Source organism: Sphingopyxis sp. QXT-31 (assembly GCF_001984035.1).
Classification (GTDB): domain Bacteria; phylum Pseudomonadota; class Alphaproteobacteria; order Sphingomonadales; family Sphingomonadaceae; genus Sphingopyxis.
In genome coordinates this window covers 3,964,573-3,981,191 of record NZ_CP019449.1, presented here as the reverse complement: position 1 = coordinate 3,981,191, position 16,619 = coordinate 3,964,573, and the positions used below count along the sequence as shown (strand labels likewise).

At 66.4% G+C, this 16,619-nt stretch carries 13 protein-coding genes; 5 read left to right on the top strand and 8 right to left on the bottom strand.

Translation table 11 applies throughout. From position 1 onward, the window contains the following. The first annotated feature begins 31 nt into the window (after window positions 1-31). The 5 genes from BWQ93_RS19075 (at window position 32) to BWQ93_RS19055 (ending at window position 6,059) form a co-directional block, all read left to right on the top strand. Window positions 32-868, top strand: a complete 837-nt coding sequence (locus BWQ93_RS19075) for a MaoC family dehydratase (RefSeq protein ID WP_077031862.1) — start codon at window positions 32-34, stop codon at window positions 866-868. Beyond that, window positions 865-2,304 carry a 3-oxoacyl-[acyl-carrier-protein] synthase III C-terminal domain-containing protein gene (locus tag BWQ93_RS19070; RefSeq protein WP_077031861.1) on the top strand — a complete coding sequence of 480 codons (1,440 nt, stop codon included), beginning with the start codon at window positions 865-867 and terminating at the stop codon, window positions 2,302-2,304. Before BWQ93_RS19075 ends, BWQ93_RS19070 begins: the two co-directional genes overlap by 4 nt. 202 nt (window positions 2,305-2,506) lie before the next feature. After that, entirely contained in the window at window positions 2,507-3,712 is a 1,206-nt protein-coding gene (locus BWQ93_RS19065; protein ID WP_077032551.1) for an acetyl-CoA acetyltransferase, read from the top strand. Continuing rightward, window positions 3,712-4,908, top strand: a complete 1,197-nt coding sequence (locus tag BWQ93_RS19060) for a CoA transferase (RefSeq protein ID WP_077031860.1) — start codon at window positions 3,712-3,714, stop codon at window positions 4,906-4,908. The genes BWQ93_RS19065 and BWQ93_RS19060 overlap by 1 nt, the downstream gene beginning before the upstream one ends. After that, window positions 4,905-6,059, top strand: a complete 1,155-nt coding sequence (locus BWQ93_RS19055) for an acyl-CoA dehydrogenase family protein (protein ID WP_077031859.1) — start codon at window positions 4,905-4,907, stop codon at window positions 6,057-6,059. Before BWQ93_RS19060 ends, BWQ93_RS19055 begins: the two co-directional genes overlap by 4 nt. An 86-nt stretch (window positions 6,060-6,145) precedes the next feature. Here the strand turns inward: BWQ93_RS19055 and BWQ93_RS19050 are convergent, their stop codons facing one another. From BWQ93_RS19050 to BWQ93_RS19015, 8 genes are all read right to left on the bottom strand, one after another. Continuing rightward, window positions 6,146-6,481 (bottom strand): hypothetical protein, encoded by a 336-nt coding sequence (locus BWQ93_RS19050; protein ID WP_077031858.1) that lies wholly within the window; start codon window positions 6,479-6,481, stop codon window positions 6,146-6,148. A gap of 115 nt (window positions 6,482-6,596) precedes the next feature. Next, a complete protein-coding gene (locus BWQ93_RS19045) occupies window positions 6,597-7,598 on the bottom strand; it encodes an NAD(P)H-dependent glycerol-3-phosphate dehydrogenase (RefSeq protein ID WP_077031857.1) in 1,002 nt (333 codons plus the stop codon). Between the two features lie 191 nt (window positions 7,599-7,789). Then, a complete protein-coding gene (locus BWQ93_RS19040; RefSeq protein ID WP_077031856.1) occupies window positions 7,790-8,722 on the bottom strand; it encodes an alpha/beta fold hydrolase in 933 nt (310 codons plus the stop codon). A 54-nt stretch (window positions 8,723-8,776) separates the two neighbouring features. Beyond that, window positions 8,777-9,625: an alpha/beta hydrolase gene (locus BWQ93_RS19035; protein ID WP_077031855.1), complete on the bottom strand. Its 849-nt coding sequence runs from the start codon at window positions 9,623-9,625 to the stop codon at window positions 8,777-8,779. A 2-nt stretch (window positions 9,626-9,627) separates the two neighbouring features. Beyond that, window positions 9,628-11,091 carry a DUF3336 domain-containing protein gene (locus BWQ93_RS19030; protein WP_232314674.1) on the bottom strand — a complete coding sequence of 488 codons (1,464 nt, stop codon included), beginning with the start codon at window positions 11,089-11,091 and terminating at the stop codon, window positions 9,628-9,630. An 8-nt stretch (window positions 11,092-11,099) separates the two neighbouring features. After that, window positions 11,100-12,689 (bottom strand): wax ester/triacylglycerol synthase family O-acyltransferase, encoded by a 1,590-nt coding sequence (locus tag BWQ93_RS19025; protein ID WP_077031854.1) that lies wholly within the window; start codon window positions 12,687-12,689, stop codon window positions 11,100-11,102. Between the two features lies 1 nt (window position 12,690). Then, window positions 12,691-15,030 (bottom strand): glycerol-3-phosphate 1-O-acyltransferase, encoded by a 2,340-nt coding sequence (locus tag BWQ93_RS19020; RefSeq protein WP_077031853.1) that lies wholly within the window; start codon window positions 15,028-15,030, stop codon window positions 12,691-12,693. Between the two features lie 3 nt (window positions 15,031-15,033). Continuing rightward, a complete protein-coding gene (locus BWQ93_RS19015; protein ID WP_232314673.1) occupies window positions 15,034-16,608 on the bottom strand; it encodes an HAD-IB family hydrolase in 1,575 nt (524 codons plus the stop codon). Window positions 16,609-16,619: the final 11 nt, after the last annotated feature.

The window sequence follows — 16,619 nt, the reverse complement described above, 5'->3', positions numbered from 1 at the left end:
GGTCCCCCTCCCCGCAAGCGGGGAGGATTTGATGGCGATCGACGCGGCTAAACTCCTCTCCATGCCGCCGATCGTCACGCGGCAGACGCTCACCCGCCGCGATACGATTCTCTACGCGCTCGGCATCGGGGCGAGCGAGCTCGAGTTCCTGTTCGAGGAGCGGCTGAAGGCGCTGCCGACCATGGCGGTGACGCTGGGCTATCCTGGCTTCATCTGGCGCGATCCGGCGCTCGGCGCCAATTGGCAGAAAGTGCTCCACGGCGAACAGTCGACGATCCTCCACGCCCCGCTGCCGGTCGAGGGCGAGATCGTCGGGTCGACGGTAATCGAGGCGCTTTACGACAAAGGCGCCGACAAGGGCGCGCTCGCGATGGTCACGCGCGATATCCACGACGGTGCGGGCACGCATCTCGCCACCTCGCGCTCGATGACCTTCCTGCGCGGCGACGGCGGCTTCGGCGGCCCGGCCGAGGGCGCACCGGTTCCCCACGCCGTCCCCGACCGCGCCCCCGATACGGTGGTGACGCTGGAGACGGCGACGAATCAGGCGCAGATTTACCGCCTGTCGGGCGACCTCAACCCGCTGCACATCGACCCCGATGTCGCCAGGACGGGAGGCTTCGAGGCGCCGATCCTGCACGGGCTCGCGACCTATGGCGTGATCGGCCGCGCGCTGCTCGCGGCGCGCTGCGGCAATGAGCCCGCGCGGTTGAAGCGCATCGACGGCCGCTTTTCGTCGCCGGTCTATCCCGGCGAAACGATCGAGACCTCGATCTGGGATGAGGAAGGTGGCAAGCTCGCCTTCCGCGCCCGCGTCGTCGAGCGCGACAAGATTGTCTTTACCAACGGCTATGCGGAGACGGCATGAGCGAGTTCGGAATCCTGTCCTTTGGCGCCTATGTGCCGATCACCCGGCTGCAGCGCAGCGCCATCCATGCGACGAACGGCTGGTTCGCGGGCGGCCTGCGCGGGCTCGCCAAGGGCGAGAAGGCGGTCGCCAATTGGGACGAGGACAGCGTCACCATGGCGCTCGAAGCCGCGCGCGATGCGCTCGACGGCATCGACCGCACGCGCGTGCAGCGCGTCGCCATCGCCTCGACCACGCTGCCCTTCGCCGACCGCCAGAATGCCGGCATCGTCAAGGAGGCGCTGAACCTGCCCGATGCGGTCGGCGCGCTCGATGTGGCGGGATCGCAACGCGCCGCGACCTCGGCACTGCTCGCCGCGCTGGGCGGAAACGAGACGACGCTGGTCACGGCGACGGAAATCACCACGCCCAAGCCCGCATCCGAACGCGAGATGACGAGCGGCGATGCCGCCGCAGCGATCCTGGTCGGCACCGGCACACCGATCGCGACGCTCGTCGCCAGCCACAGCGTCACGCTCGATTTCGTCGACCATTTCCGCGAGGCGGGCGAAGCGCACGACTATGACTGGGAAGCTCGCTGGGTGCGCGACGAGGGCTTCGCGCGCATCATGAACCCCGCGATCGCGGAGCTGCTCAAGAAGGCGGGCATCGAGGGCGGCGCGATCGACCATTTGCTCGTCCCCGTCGCGGTCAAGGGCGTGCCCGAGATGCTCGCGAAAAAGGCGGGGATCGGCGAGGGCGCGGTTGCCGACACGCTGGGTGCGAGTCTCGGCCATGCGGGTGCGGCGCATGCGCTGGTGATGCTCGCCGCGGCGCTCGAAAAGGCGAAGGCGGGCGAGCGCATCCTGCTCGCGAGCTTCGGCCAGGGCTGCGACCTGCTGCTGTTCGAGGTCACCGGCGCGATCGGGTCGGTGAAACCTCGGCTCGGCGTCTCGGGCTGGCTCGCGCGGCGGATCGAATCGAGCAATTACGCCAAATATCTCTTCCACCGCGGGCTGCTCGAGCTCGACCGCGGCGCGCGCGCCGAGCATGACAGCAAGACCGCGCTGACCGCGCTGTGGCGCAACCGCAAGGCGGTGCTCGGCCTCGTCGGCGGGCGCTGCACCAAGACCGGCACGGTGCAATTTCCGAAGAGCGAGGTCAGCGTCAACGCCAACGACCATGCGGTCGGCACGCAGGAGGATCATCCGCTCGCCGAGGTGCCGGCGAAGGTGATGACCTGGACCGCCGACGCGCTCACCTACTCGCCCGACCCGCCGAGCTATTATGGCAATATCGACTTTGTCGGCGGCGGGCGGATGATGGCCGAATTCACCGATTTCGCGGGCGACGCGCTCGACGTCGGCGCCGATTTGCGGATGATGTTCCGGATCAAGGCGTTTGACGAGAATCGCGGGTTTCGGCGCTATTTCTGGAAAGCCGCGCCGGCTTTCTAATATACCCCTCTCCCCTTGCGGGAGAGGGTTGCGAAGGCTTGGCAGCTTGCTGCCTAGTCGAAGCTGGGTGAGGGGTTGCGGTCGCACGCGACCGCGCGAGCCAAGGGCTCGCAGGCCCCCTCATCCAACTGCGCCTAGCGCCTTCGGCGCAAGGCTCCGTATCCTTCTCCCGCAAGGGGAGAAGGGAGGAATGGAGGTAAAGATGGCCAAGGGTATCCGCGACAAGGTCGCCATTTTGGGCATGGGCTGCGCCAAGTTCGGCGAACGCTGGGACAAGGACGAGGACCAGCTGATGCTCGAGGCCTATGAGGAGGCGATGGCCGACGCCGGGATCGAGGCGAGCCAGATCGACGCCGCCTGGCTCGGCGCCGCGTTCGACGCGCAGAATATCGGGCCGAGCGGCATCCCGCTCGCGGTCGCGCTGCGGCTGCCCGACATCGGCGTCACCAAGGTCGAAAATTATTGCGCCAGCGGCACCGAAAGCTTTCGCGGCGCGGTCTATGCCGTCGCCTCGGGCGCCTGCGACATCGCGCTCGCGATGGGGGCGGAGAAGCTCAAGGACACCGGCTATGGCGGCCTGCCCGTCCGCACGCGCGGCACGACGCACGACATGGTCGGGATCACCGGGTCGGCGCCGGGCAATTTCGCCCAGCTCGCCAGCGCCTATCGTGGCGTGCACGGCGTCGGAAAGGACGACCTGAAACGCGCGATGGCGCATGTCTCGGTCAAGAGCCACGCCAATGGCGCGAAGAACCCCAAGGCGCATCTGCAGAAAGCGGTGACGATGGATCAGGTGCTGAACGCGCCGATGATCGCCGAGCCGCTCGGGCTGTTCGATTGCTGCGGGGTCAGCGACGGCGCCGCCTGCGCGATCGTCACCACGCCCGAAATCGCCCGCGCATTGGGCAAGACCGACATCGTGACGGTCAAAGCGCTGCAACTCGCGACCTCGAACGGCTGGGAAATGCAAGCGCAGGGGTGGAATGGCAGCTATTTCCACACAACGCGTGTCGCCGCGACCAAGGCCTATGACGAAGCGGGGATTACCGATCCGCGCGCGCAACTGAGCCTGATCGAGGTGCATGATTGCTTCTCGGTCACCGAACTGGTGACGATGGAGGATCTCCATATCTCGAAGGAAGGCGAGGGCTGGCGCGACGTGCTCGACGGCTTCTACGATAGCGACGGGGCGATCCCGTGCCAGATCGACGGCGGGCTCAAATGTTTCGGCCACCCGATCGGCGCGTCGGGGCTGCGCATGATTTACGAAAATTATCTCCAGATTTTGGGCCGTGCGGGCGAGCGCCAGCGGCAGGACAATCCGGTGTTCGCGCTCAGCCACAATCTGGGCGGCATGCCGAACCAGAATGTCTCGTCGATCGCGATCATCGGCCGCGCGGATGCCTGATGTATAACCTCCTCCCCGATCTGTCGGTCATAGAGGCCTCTTCGTTCGTCGCGTCGCCGACCGCGGGGCTTTATCTCGCGCAGATGGGGGCGGAGGTGATCCGCGTCGACCAGATCGGCGGTGGTCCCGATTTCCGGCGCTGGCCGGTGACCGACAACAATGATTCCCTCTATTGGGAAAATCTCAACCGCGCGAAAAAGTCGGTCGCGCTCGACCTCGGCCGACCCGAGGGGCGCGAACTGCTGCAGGCGCTGGTGCGCGCGACGGGCCAGTTCGTCACCAACTTCCCCGTCGGCGGCTTCCTGTCGCATGAGGTGCTCGCGGAGGGTCGCCCCGACCTGGTCACCATACGCGTGATGGGCTGGGCCGACGGCTCGCCCGCGCTCGATTATACGGTGAACAATGCGGTCGGTTATCCGATGCTCACCGGCAATGGCCCCGAGCCGGTCAACCATGTCCTGCCCGCCTGGGACCTGCTGACCGGGGCCTATGCCGCCTTCGCGCTGATGGCGGCGATCCAGCGCCGCGCCGCGACCGGCGAAGGCGGCGAGATACGCCTGCCGCTGTCCGACATCGCGATCGGCACCGTCGCCAATCTGGGCGGCATCGCCGAGGTGATGTACGGCGGAGCGAACCGCCCGCGGCTGGGCAACGCCGTCTATGGCCTGTTCGGGCGCGACTTCGTGACGCGCGACGGGGAACGCACGATGATCGTCGTGGTCACGCCGCGCCAATGGGCGAACCTCATTACCGCATTGGACCTTGGTCAGGCAGTCGCCACGATCGAGGCGGCGCGCGGCGTGTCCTTCGCCAAGGACGACGGGCTGCGTTTCGATCATCGCGACGCGCTCTATCCGTTGTTCGAGAAGGCGATCGCCGCGCGCGATCATGCCGACCTTGCCGCCGCCTTCGACGCGGGCGGAATCGTCCATTCGCCCTATCGCACGATGCTCGACGCCGCGAACGACCCCGCGCTGGTCGCGGACAACCCGATCTTTGGCGCGGCGGATAACCCCAGCGGCTTCGCCTATCCCGCCGCGGGCGCCTTTGCGACCATCCCGCAGGCCGACCGCCAGCCGCCCGCCCCCGCCCCGCGCAACGGCGCGCATAGCGAGGCGGTGCTCGCCGAGCGGCTGGGGCTTTCCAGCGGTGCGATCGCCGCGCTCATCGACAAGGGACTAGTTCACCAGGCATGACCCAGGATTATACCGCCATCCGCGAAGAAGTCGCCAAGCTCTGCACGCAGTTTCCGGGCCCCTATTGGCAGGCCAAGGACCGGGCGCGCGAATATCCGAGCGAGTTCGTCGCCGCACTCGGCGAGGCGGGCTATCTCGCCGCCTTGATCCCCGAGGAATATGGCGGCGCCGGCCTGCCCCTCTCGGCCGCCGCCGCGATCCTTGAGGAAATCCAGCGCCAGGGCTGCAACGGCGGCGCGGTGCACGCACAAATGTATGTGATGGGCACGGTGCTGCGCCACGGCTCGGAGGAGCAGAAGGCGCGCTACCTGCCGCGCGTCGCGACCGGCGAGCTGCGGCTGCAGGCCTTCGGGGTCACCGAACCGACGAGCGGGACCGATACGCTGAGCCTGAAGACCGTCGCGAAAATGGACGGCGACGAATATGTCGTCAACGGCCAGAAGCTGTGGACCAGCCGCGCCGAGCATAGCGACCTGATGATCCTGCTCGCGCGCACCACGCCGCGCGAGCAGGCGGCGAGCCGCACCGAGGGCCTGTCGGTCTTCCTCGTCGACATGAAGGAAGCGCTCGCCGCGGGCACGCTGTCGATCCGGCCGATCGACACGATGATGAACCATGCGACGACCGAAATCTTCTTCGACAATATGCGCATCCCCGCCGCGAATTTGATAGGCGAGGAGGGCAAGGGTTTCCGCTACATTTTGTCGGGCATGAACGCCGAACGGCTGCTGATCGCCGCCGAATGCATCGGCGATGCCAAGTGGTTCATCGAGAAGGCGAGTGCATACGCCAAGGAACGCGTGCTGTTCGGGCGCCCCATCGGGCAGAACCAAGGCGTGCAATTCCCGATCGCGCGCGCTTATGCCCAGATGCGTGCGGCCGAATTGCTCGTCCATGACGGAATCGCCAAATATGAAGCGGGCGACAATGCGGGAGCCGAGGCCAATATGGCGAAGATGCTCGCCGCCGAGGCGAGCTGGGCCGCGGGCGAGGCGTGCATCCAGACGCACGGCGGTTTCGGCTTCGCCGCCGAGTACGACATCGAACGCAAATTCCGCGAAACGCGCCTCTATCAGGTCGCGCCGATCAGCACGAACATGATCCTCTCCTACGTGGCGGAGCATGTGCTGGGCATGCCGCGGAGTTATTGACACAACGAGAAAGGGCGGGCGCCCCATGTGACACCCGCCCTTCCCTTGCGACCCGGAAGTGTCCTCCGGGGAACTTGTGGAACGGCTCAGCCGCCGACCGTCACGCGGCCGCTGCGGTAGCCCTTCTTGCGCATTTCCTTCACATAATCCTTGTCGGCGTCGACGACCTCGACGGTCCATTCGTCCCACGCGTCCCAGCGGTCTTCGCGGTCGGTCGCGTGGCGAAGGTCACTGATCAGCTCCTTCTCGGCCTCCAGAATGTCGGTTTTATAATTATACCAATATTGGTTGTAGACGCCCGCGATCGGCTTGGCGCGGACAGGCGGCGCGTCGAAGCCCGGCGGCATCGAACCATAAGGAACTGCGGCAAGGGCGCTGGCGGGGAGAGCCAGGCAGACTGCCAGGATGGTCCACTTTTTCATCGTCCATCTCCTGATAAACACGCCCGGATGATGCGGGTCGCAGGGAAGAACGAGCCAGCGGACCGATTTCTTCCCGGTTCGACGGAGATTCGGAACGTCTGGCGGCGGAATCGCCTCAACCGGGGTGCGCTTCGTCCCCGACCGACGAGCGGAGCAGCCCGCGGAACACTTCCTGCGCGTCGCGCTTGCCTTGCGTCACGTCATAGACGTCCTGCGCGATCGGCATCGCTAGCCCGTGTTTTTCGGCGAGCGCGATCACCGTCGGCGCGCTCTTCACCCCCTCGGCGACCATGTTCATGCCCGCGATGATGTCGTCGATCTTGCGCCCCTTGCCGAGTTCGACCCCGACGTGGCGGTTGCGCGAGAGCGGACTGGTGCAGGTCGCGATGAGGTCGCCCATGCCGGTGAGCCCCGCGAAGGTCTCGGCGCGCCCGCCCATGGCCACCCCAAGCCGCGTGATTTCGGCGAGCCCGCGCGTCATCAGCGCCGAGCGGGTGTTGTCGCCCGCGCCGAGCCCGTCGCCCATGCCGACCGCGATCGCGATGATATTCTTGAGCACGCCGCCGAGTTCGCAGCCGAGCAGGTCGGTGTTGGTGTAGACGCGGAACAGGCCGGAGTGGAACACCGGCTGGAGCGCGCGGACGACGATCTCGTCCTCCATCGACAGCACGCTCGCCGCCGCCTGCCCCGTCATGATCTCGCGCGCCAAGTTCGGGCCGGTGAGCACGCCGACGGGATGGCCGGGCAGCACTTCCTCGATCAGCTCGGTCATGCGCTTGCCCGAGGAAAGTTCGAGGCCCTTGGTCAGGCTGATGACGGGGACCCAGGGGCGGAGATGCGCCTTCGCCTCCTCGAGCACGCCGCGGAAGCTGTGCGAGGGGACGCCCATGACGAGGACGTCGGCGCCGGCGACGACCGCGGCCATGTCGTTGGTGGCGCGCAGCGCCGACGGCAATGTGATGCCGGGGAGATATTTCTTGTTCTCGCGCGCGCCGTTGATGCCCTCGACGGTCTCGGCATCGCGCGCCCACAGGGTGATCGGCGCGTTGCGCGACACCACCGCCGCCACCGTCGTACCCCAGCTGCCCCCGCCGAGCAGGCCGACCTTCAGACGCATGAACCTCTCCCGTGTTTTGGGGGAGAGTGGCGGCACAATCAGTGCTTGGCAAGTTTACGATCCTCCCTGTGGCGAAGCCATGGGGAGGTGGCAGCCCGCAGGGCTGACGGAGGGGCTATGCCGCAACGTCGCTGGCCCCTCCGCCACCCTTCGGGCGGTCCCCCCCCCCATCGCTACGCGACAGGGAGGATTTAGTGCTTGGCAAGAAAGCCCTTCATCACCGCGGCGGTCGCCTTGGGGTCCTCGATCATCGGGACGTGGCCGACATGTTCGAAGATATGGCTCTGGCTCCCCGCGATGCCGGCTTCGAGCACGGGGACGCAGCTGACGTCGAGCAACCGGTCGTGGCGGCCCCAGATGATCAGGGTCGGCGCCTTGACCTCACCCAACCGGTCGTTGAGCGGATGATCGCGGCCTTCGTTCGCGATGATCCAGAAGATGGCGTCGAGCTGGTCGCGATATTTGAGCGCATCGGCGTAAAAGACGGGCTTCAGCCGCTTGGGCAGATAGGGCGGCTTGTGCACGACCATCGCGACCAGCCGGTCGGCATCCTCGAGGTTCGCCAGCACCAACGGATTATAATCCTCGTTCGCGGCCTGCTTCTGGAGGTCGCTCTCGTTCGCGCCATTGACCCCGGCGTTGTTGAGCAGGGTCAGGCTGGCGAGCGCATCGGGATAGTCGAGCGCGTAGCGCAGCGCGATCCAGCCGCCCATCGAATTGCCCGCGACGTGCGGGCGTTCCAGCCTTAGCGCGTCGGCGAACTGCTTGAGCCGCGCGGTCTGCGCCGCGATGTCATAGGCGAGCTCGGGGTTGCGCTCGTTCTGCCCGAAGCCCGGCAGGTCGGGCGCGATGACATGATAGTCGCGCGTGAGATAGGGCGCGATCATCGACCAATTATCCTTGTCGCCCGCAAAGCCGTGGACAAGCAGCAGCAAGGGTTTCGAAGGATCGCCGCCCTCGAGGTAGGGCCAGTCGCGGCCGTCGACGGTGACGCTTTTCTGCACGGTGCCGCCGCGCTTGCGCAGCATCCAGCGGCCCAGCGCGACGAGGCGGCCGGGGAAGAGGAAATAGAGCAGCGCCAGCGAGATTAGCGGCGCAAAGATCAGGACGAGGAGGATACGCATGAGTTTAAGACTGTCCTCTCAATCCGCTCGACACGAACGGGATTTGGGGTGGGCTCACCGCCCGACATGCGCGTCAAACCAGGCGACCAGATCGCCCAGCACCGCATCCTGTTCGGGCTCGTTGTATATTTCGTGGAACAGGCCGGGATAGATTTTGAGAATCTTGTCGGCCGATCCGACATGGTCGAACAGATATTGCGACCCCGCGACCGCAGCGAGGCTGTCCTTTTCGCCGTGCTGGAGCAGGATCGGCAGCGTGATCCGCGGGGCGCCCGCCTGCGCGGCGGCCATGGCGTCCATGAACTCCTTGCCGAGCCGCGCGCCGATCTTGCCGGTGTAGACGAGCGGGTCGGCGAGATAGGCGGCGACCACCGCGGGATCGCGGCTCACCCCGTTGGCGTCGAGCGCGAGCACGCCGAGGCGCGGGAAGAAGCGCGAGAGGAAGCGACTGATCCAGATTGTGAAGCGCGAGGGCGGAGCGCCGGGTACGATCGCGGGGCCCGACATCGCCGCGGCAACGAAGGCCGACTGGCGCTCGATCAGGAACAAAGTCGAAATCAGCCCGCCCATGCTGTGCCCAAGCAGCAGCCGCGGGGTGTCGCCATGATTGACCTCGACGAGCGTCAAGAGCTCGGCCAGGCCGTCGGTGAAGGCGGTAAAGCGCGGCACGAAACCCGGCGTGCCGTCGGACCTGCCATGCCCCCAATGGTCGATCGCATAGACGGCATAGCCCGCGTCGGTCAGCCGTTTGGCGACATGGGTGTAGCGCCCGGCATGTTCGGCATAGCCGTGGGCGAGCAGGACGACCGCCTTGGGCAGTCCTTCGGGCAGCCAATGCGTCACGTGTAGCGCGGCGCCCGCCGCCGCCGAACCCTGCGGCAGCACGAGCACGCCGGTCGCCATCGTCAGCGCACCGCCTTTTTGAGCGCGGCGCTGCGATGCCCCGGGCCGTCGTCGCCGGCCTTGTCGAGCTTCGCCAATATGCCTTCGAGCGCGCGGCTGATCGCGGTCTGGGTGCGCACCATCTCGACCCTGGGCCAGGCGGTGCGCTGGCCGGTGTCGATCAGCTCGTCGATATCTTCCTGCGCCAGGTCCGACAATATCTTGGTCGGCGACCAGAATTTGGGCGGGCGGATGATGTTGATGTCGCCGGTATATTCCTGGTTGATCACCGAGCGCGCCAGATTGGCAATGCTGTTGATCGGGGGAACCCATTCGAGCGGCTTCTGGAAGATGACCATATTGGCGTTGAGCCACGCCTTGAAGGTCGCCATGGACGCGTGTTGAATGGCCTCGATCGGTGCCATCTGCTTGCGCGTGTCGCTCGCGAAGGGCAGCGCGATCGGGTTCGCCTGGCTGACGATATGGTGGTTGACGCCGTACAGGCGTTCGAGCCTTTTGGTCGGGATATCGTGCGTCACCGACCCGTCGACCCAGCGCCGGTCGGGCTGGTAGGGCACGCGCGCGCCGCTGTCGTCGCGCGCCATCAGCATGACCGGCGGGAAGACCCCGGGCACCGCGCAGGAGGCGAGCACCGCCTCGCGGATCAGCACATTGGGCGCGGTGATCGCATTGAGCAGCCGACCGTTCTGATGCTTTTCGGCGGGCGCGACCGAGACGTTCAGATGGCGGCCGCTGACCTCATAGGCCTCCTGGAAGGTCAGGTCGGGGATCAGGTCGGCGAGCCGGTCGCGCACTTCGTCGGGGGCGAGGCGCCGCGTGTCGGGGCTGCGCGCCGGGTTGGCGAGGCGGTCGCTGGCAAGGAAGGCGCCGATGTCGGCATTCTTGCGCGTGCACACCACCGCGGCGACGATCGATCCGCCGCTGGCGCCCGACATGATCGCGGGCAGGACGCCCTCTTCCCACAAGGCTTTTACGACGCCGATGTGGAAGAAAAGGAAGCTGCCCGAGCCCGAGAGCAGCAGCGCCGAGCGGCCGTAGCAATGCTGGGCGCGGCGGAAGAAGTCGCGCTTTTCCTCGCGGCCGATGCTGCGCGACGTCGCGATCCTGTCGAGCGCCGCCACCACCTCGGCGACATAATCCTCGATCAGCGTCTTGGTGCCGAAGCGCGCCTTCGCATAGAGGCGCTCGTGCCCCATGCCGTCGATGTTGCCGTGGATGCCCTCGTTGAGCACGAAGAGCAGCCCCTTGACGTCGCCCGCCGCCGACAGCGCGCGCAGCCGCTCCAGCCGGGCGCGGATCGCCTTATAATCGAAATGCTTGCTCTCGTCGGCGTCGCGCCACGCCTGCATCCCCGATTTCCGGTCATGCTCGCGCGCGGCCTTCGACCAGGCGGCGTAATCGGACGCGGTCACGAGATCGCGGTCGGCGCTGAGCGTCGGGGTGAAGAGCATGCGGTCGTCCTGCAAGACATGGTTTATTTTTTCTGAGTCTTGCGGGTTGCGTTGCCTTTGGCAACCGGTTTCCGTTTGGTTTTGCTCGCCGGCGCCGTCCCGCTTTTGGCCGGAGCCATCGCCGCAGGCTTCGGCTTCGCGGCGGTTTTCGGCTTTGCCGTAGCGGCTTTGGGCTTGGGTGCGAGCTTTTCGGGCTTGGGCTCGGCGGCCATCAGGTCGGCGAAACTTTCGTCGATACACTCGCGGAAAAAGGCGATGTCGGGCATGATCGCGCGCTCGCCGATGATCGAGAAGGCGATGCGGCCGTTATAGCTCGGCGTCGCGATGAACAGCCCCATATTGTTCGCGAGCGGCGCCATGCCGTGCTGCTGCACCAACTGCGCCCCCGCGAGATAGAGCGGCACTTGCGCCCCCGGCACGTTGGAGATGAAGAGATTGGTGCCGCGCACCGCGAAACGCTCGCTGGTCAGGATGCGCGCGACCGCGGCCATCGTCGCGCCCGGGATATGCTGCGACAGGTCGGTCATGATCCGCGCGCTGACGCCCGCCTTGGCCTCCTTCGCCTCGACCGTATAGTCGCGGATCGCCGCGAGCCGGTCGAGCGGATCGGCGATGTCGGTGCGGATCGGCACGCTCATCGCCGACACCTGGTTGCCCGGCGTACTCGCCTTGCCCGCGCCTTTCTCTTTGCCGCGGAGGTTGATCGGCGCGACCGCGACCAGGCTCTCCTTCGGCAGCTCCTTGTGTTTCTCCAGATATTTGCGCAGCGCGCCGCCGACGGTGGTCAGCACGACGTCGTTGACCGTCGCGCCTGCCACCTTCTTACGGATCGCGGCGACGTCGGCGAGCGCGACCGTCGTCGCGTCGAACATCTTGTGCGGGCCGACGGGCGCGTTGAAGCGCGTTTCGGGGACGCCGGCGGTCATCCCGCCCTCGGCCATCGACTTGCGCGCCGAGGCGACGATCGCGGGCGAGACCTTGAGCAGCGCGTTGACGAATTTCACCGGCGACTGCATCGACGCCGACCAGGCGCGGGTCAACGTCTCGGCGCTCGACGGCGCGCGACCGAGGTCTTCGGACGGCGGCGGCTCGGGGATCGCAGGCGTGCCCTGCGCATCGATGTCGCTCATCGCGATGAAGGCGTGCGCGCCCGAGGCGCCGTCGACCGCGGCGTGGTGGACGCGGTGGAGCATCGCGAAGCTGCCCTTGGGAATCCCCGGAATGCGGTCGAGCCCCTCGATGATATAGATGTCCCACAGCGGGCGGTTCATATCCATCGGCTTCGAGAAATAGCGCGCGACCGCGATGCAGAACTGCCGCCAGTCGCCGGGCTCCGGCAGCCGCGCATGGCTCATATGCGCCTCGATATCGAAATGCTCGTCCTCGACCCAATAGGGATGGTCCATGTCGAAAGGCAGGCGGTGGAGGCGGCGCTTGAACAAAGGCGAGGTGTCGACCCGGCTCTCGACGTGGCGAATGATGTCCTTGAAGCGCACGAAGCCGCCCGGCGCGGTCGAGGGATCGTAGATATAGACCCCCATGATATGCGTCAGATTGTTCGCGGTCTGGGTGTAGAGGAACTGGGCGTCCTGCGCGCTGAGCTGTTTAAGCATGTCACTCTCCCGGTGGCGGCAATCGGTCCGCGAGCGCCAATGTCGACAGGCGCATCGATTCCATGACGTTGGCGAGGCCGCGCAGTTCCATCAGCAGCGCGCGGCGCGCGGCGAGGATGTCAGGAGTCGCGGGCTCGGCGAGGCCCATATGGCGCATCAGCGACAGGCCGTTGGCAAAGAGCAATTTGCCGATCGCCGCCTCGCTGCTGATCCGGCGCAGCAGATAGGCCTGCTTGCCCTCGACCAGCGCGGCGGCCTCGAGCGCCTTTTCGTCGACCGCCTCGCCCGGCCGCGCGCGCGACAATAGGTCGGCGACCACCGAATAGGCCTCGGCAAAGGAGAGCAGCACCGCATGGCCGACGAGCGGCTGGCAGCGGCGGATGAGCTGCGCGACGCCGCGGTCGCCGCTCGCGAGCCGCTTTTCCCAGGCCGGGTCGATGCGCGCGAGTTCGGCCGCGATCGCTTCATGATGTTCGTCGCGCGGCGGGTAGAAAAATTCGAATTTGAACAGATCTCGGAGGCGATCGACATGCGCCCAGAAGGCGGCGGTCGCATCGCCGCTGTCGGCATCGCGCAGCTGGAACAACGCGATCTCGATCATCGCCCGGTCGAGGAAGTGATGGACGATGATGTTGCGATAATAGCTCGCCATCGGGTGACGCGCGGGCTCGATCGAATAGACATTCTCGCTGCCCGCTTCGTAGCGGGTGAGCAGGCCGCTCTCGACGAGCGTATCGACGGTCACGGACAAGGCGGCATCGTCGCCGCTTTCGAGTTCCTTGCTGAGGCGGATGCCGCGCGCCCGCGCCCACTCCTTGAGCGCACCGATCGTCATCAGCAGTTCGGCGGCGGTGGCGCCGCGTGGCGCGGTGCCGAGCAGGATCAGGCACATCACCGACGACACGGTCAAAGGCGTGACGCGATTGGCCTCGACCGCGACCGAGAAGGCGATCTTTTCGAGCGCGCGCTTGTCCTCGGGGCCCGGCGCATCCTCGATCACCACCGGCTTGCCGATGTCGAGCCGTATGCGCCCCGACGGCTTCTTGAGGTTGCGCATATAGCCGACGAACCAGCCGAGGCTTTCGGCCTTTTTCACGCGACCGGTCTGTTCGGCGGCATATTCCTCGACATCGAGGATCAGGTCGAAGCTGGTGACGAAGGGCACGAAATGCACGCCCTTGGTCCCCGTCGCATGCGCGGCGTCGAGGACATATTTCATCAGGCCATATTTGGGCGGCATCAGCTTGCCGAGGCGCGAGCGCGTCCCCTCGAACGCCCAGCTCAAGGGAAAGCGTTTGGCGAGCAGCCAGGCGATATAATGGCGCAGCACCAGTTTATAGACCGGCTGGTCCTGGAAACTGCGGCGGATGAAGATCATCCCCGAGCGGCGGAAGAACTCGCCCATGACCGCGAAATCGAGATTGGCGCCGCCGAAGCTGTGCAGCATCGGCATGTCGTTCTCATAGGTCAGGCGGCTTGGGGTCGCCCCGTCGATATAGGTCTTGTGCGTAAACAGGATCGCGGTCGGATGCTCGCGCAGGATCGCGCGCAGCCGCGCGAGTTCGGCGGCGTCGACCTCCATTTCAGGCGCGTAACCGCCGAACATCATGCGGTCGAGCCGGGCGCGGAGATCGAGGAAGAGCGCCGAGGGGCGCGCGATGACCTCTTTCATCAACGGGCGCGCTTCGCGGAACAAATCGGCGACGGGGCGGCCCGTCGCTTCGGCGAGGTCGGCGAGCGCGGCGCGGAATTTCGGACTGGTGCGCAGGCCGTCGGCGACGAAGCGCGGCACCTTGTAGCGCGTCCCGCGGATGCCGCGTTCGGCGACGTCGAGCGCGAGCGCCGCCTGTCGCGCGACGAAGCCGGCGAATTCGGGGCTGTCGCTCCCCTCGCCGTCACCGCCGCCGGTCTGCGCGCAATAGCGCTCGCGCAGCGAATCGAGCGAGGCCGCCTCGCCGACGAGGATCTGCGCGCGGCGGCGGTCGCGGAGCAGGATCAGCCGCGAGCGGAGCGGGCCGGGGTGGCGCGGGTCGCCGAAGATCAGGTGGCGGAATTTGAGCGCGCGGTCGCGTTCGAAGCCCGGGATGCGCCACGCGACGCGCAGCGGCACGACCTGCCGCGACGGCGCCCCGGCGAGCCGCGCGCGCAGCATCTCGACCGGCAAAGCATGGTCGTCGTCCTCGATCGCGAGGCTCGCCCATTGCGGCGTATCGTCGCCCGCTGTGGCGTGGATCCAGTCGAGAAGCAGCTGCCGCTCGACACTGTGGCGCGCGTCGATGATGTAAAGCCGCTCGGCCGCGTCCTCCGCCACAATTGGGGTGCGGGGCGTACCGTCGGCCACCGTCTAGCTGGTCTTTCCCTTGCGGGCCGCGGGCTTCTTCGCAGGCGGCTTTTTCTTGGCAGCGGATTTCTTGGGCGCAGCCTTCTTCGGCGCTGCTTCGGGTTTCGCCTCGGGTGTGGGTTCGGTGGCGACCGCCTCCGCCACGCTCTCCTCGGGCTGGCCGAGCGTGCGCAGGAAGCTGTTGCGCACGTCGCGGACATGATTGTTGATCGTCCGCGGCGACCACCCCGATGTGTCGACCGGCGGCAGGACGGTGACGCGCACCGTCGCGGGGCGCATCACGAACTCGTTCTTGGGCGCGACGTCGGTGGCGTTGTGGATCACGATCGGGACGATCGGCACCCCCGCCTGCATCGCGAGGTGGAACGCGCCTTTCTTGAACGGCTCCAGCTTTGGCGTCAGGCTGCGCGTACCCTCGGGCGAGATGCAGATCGACTTGCCCTCTTGCCTGATCGCATCGACCAGCGGCTCCATCGCCTTGATCGCGCTCTTGCCGTCGGCGCGGTCGACGAAGACGGTGCCGCCCCATTCCATCAGCTTTCCCAGGATGGGGATGTCCTTGATCTCCTTCTTGCCCACCCCGCCCATGTCGCGGCGGATGAGCTTGGCGAGGATCATCACGTCGGCCTTGCTCTGATGGTTGAAGATGAAGACGCACGGGCGCGACGACCAGAGATGCTTCTCGCCCTCGACCTCCAGCTCTACCCCGGTGATCGCGGTCGCGAAATCGCCGAACAGCCCGATCGAAAAATTCGCCGCTTCGCGCTGCGAACGCGTCAGCGCCCAGATCGGCAGCCCCGCGGCAAAGGCGCCGACGAGCGAGCCGGTCGCGTAAATGGTGCGCGTATAGTCGACCCATGACGGCGTGCCGCGGCTCGCGAAACGCTGCACCGGCCAGCCCCGCTCGTCGGCGATGCCCTTGAGCTTCATATTGGGGTTGAGCGGGCGCGGCTTGCCGACGCGTTCGAGCAACTCGATATCGTCGTCGCTGTCCGAGTAGAAAAAGCTCTGGTCGAGATCGAGGCCGTACTCGGCGGCAAGTTCCTCCGCTGCCAGCACCTTGCCCTCGCCGAAGCACAAGGGGCGAATGATGTCGCCGGTGAAGACGCCATCCTCGATTTCATAGGCGGAGCATTTGATGTCGCTGATGCCGAGGTCGCGGGCGGTGGGTTCGATCTGGTAGATCGTCGCCGACGAGATGATCGCGACGCGGTGGCCCTTCGCCTGATGCGCCTCGATGATCGCGCGGGTTTCGGGATAAATCTTGCGCGCGATATGCTTTTTGTAGAGCTCCTCGCCGAATTCGATGAAGCTTTGCTCCTCGACGCCCTTCATGAATTTGGCGGCGCCCGACATCAGCCCCGAAAAGCCGATCGTGCCCAGGCTGTGCTGCGCGACGACCTGCGCGGTCTCGGCGATTTCCTCGACCGACATTTCGCGGCGCTGGAATTTCTCGCGCAGCATCGCGGTGGCGGAATAACCCGAAATGATCGTGCCGTCGAAATCGAAGAGCGCGGCGATATGCGGTCCGGGTTCGGACGCGAGAACTTCTTCCAGATGCGGCTGCGGTCGTGGCACAGCGATCTCCC

Bases quoted from the DNA above. Each gene is read 5' to 3' on its own strand.
- BWQ93_RS19075 (WP_077031862.1), top strand. From the start codon at position 32: ATGGCGATCGACGCGGCTAAACTCCTCTCCATGCCGCCGATCGTCACG.
- BWQ93_RS19070 (WP_077031861.1), top strand. From the start codon at position 865: ATGAGCGAGTTCGGAATCCTGTCCTTTGGCGCCTATGTGCCGATCACC.
- BWQ93_RS19065 (WP_077032551.1), top strand. From the start codon at position 2,507: ATGGCCAAGGGTATCCGCGACAAGGTCGCCATTTTGGGCATGGGCTGC.
- BWQ93_RS19060 (WP_077031860.1), top strand. From the start codon at position 3,712: ATGTATAACCTCCTCCCCGATCTGTCGGTCATAGAGGCCTCTTCGTTC.
- BWQ93_RS19055 (WP_077031859.1), top strand. From the start codon at position 4,905: ATGACCCAGGATTATACCGCCATCCGCGAAGAAGTCGCCAAGCTCTGC.
- BWQ93_RS19050 (WP_077031858.1), bottom strand. From the start codon at position 6,481: ATGAAAAAGTGGACCATCCTGGCAGTCTGCCTGGCTCTCCCCGCCAGC.
- BWQ93_RS19045 (WP_077031857.1), bottom strand. From the start codon at position 7,598: ATGCGTCTGAAGGTCGGCCTGCTCGGCGGGGGCAGCTGGGGTACGACG.
- BWQ93_RS19040 (WP_077031856.1), bottom strand. From the start codon at position 8,722: ATGCGTATCCTCCTCGTCCTGATCTTTGCGCCGCTAATCTCGCTGGCG.
- BWQ93_RS19035 (WP_077031855.1), bottom strand. From the start codon at position 9,625: ATGGCGACCGGCGTGCTCGTGCTGCCGCAGGGTTCGGCGGCGGCGGGC.
- BWQ93_RS19025 (WP_077031854.1), bottom strand. From the start codon at position 12,689: ATGCTTAAACAGCTCAGCGCGCAGGACGCCCAGTTCCTCTACACCCAG.